Origin of the sequence: Methylobacterium sp. E-046 (assembly GCF_022829625.1) — a bacterium.
Classification (GTDB): Bacteria; Pseudomonadota; Alphaproteobacteria; order Rhizobiales; family Beijerinckiaceae; genus Methylobacterium; species Methylobacterium longum.
Window position 1 is genome coordinate 1 of sequence record NZ_JAKSYP010000170.1, and the last position, 446, is coordinate 446.

Below are 446 nucleotides of genomic sequence, written 5' to 3' on the forward strand. Positions count from 1 at the left end.
AGGACGTAACCCGGCGGACCGCCGAGGCGGCCGGGACTGTCGGTCAGGCCTCGAACGACATCCAGTGCGTGGCCTCGGGCGCGGAGGAGCTGTCGGCCTCGGTCGGCGAGATCAGCCAGCAGGTCAGCCACGCCGCACGCAGGGCCGGCGAGGCCGTCGAGCAGGCGCGGCACACCGGGGTCATCGTCGAGGGCCTTAGCGGGCAGGCGACGCAGATCGGAGAGCTCGTGAGCATGATCCAGGGCAGCGCCGCGCAGACCAACCTGCTGGCGCCCAACGCCACCATCGAGGCGGCCAGGGCGGGGGCGGCCGGCAAGGGCTTCGCGGTCGTGGCTTCCGAGGTGAAGGCCCTGGCCGAGCAGACCGCGAAGGCGACGGATCAGATCCGCGGGCAGATCAGCGCGACGCAGGCGGCTACGCGCGAGGCTGTGGGCGCGATCGGCTCG

1 protein-coding gene is annotated in these 446 nt (G+C 73.1%); it reads left to right on the top strand.

Annotated features, from left to right (window positions below):
* Positions 1-446, top strand: a 446-nt coding sequence (locus MKK82_RS34435; protein WP_243986241.1) for a methyl-accepting chemotaxis protein, incomplete at both ends; no start/stop codon positions are given.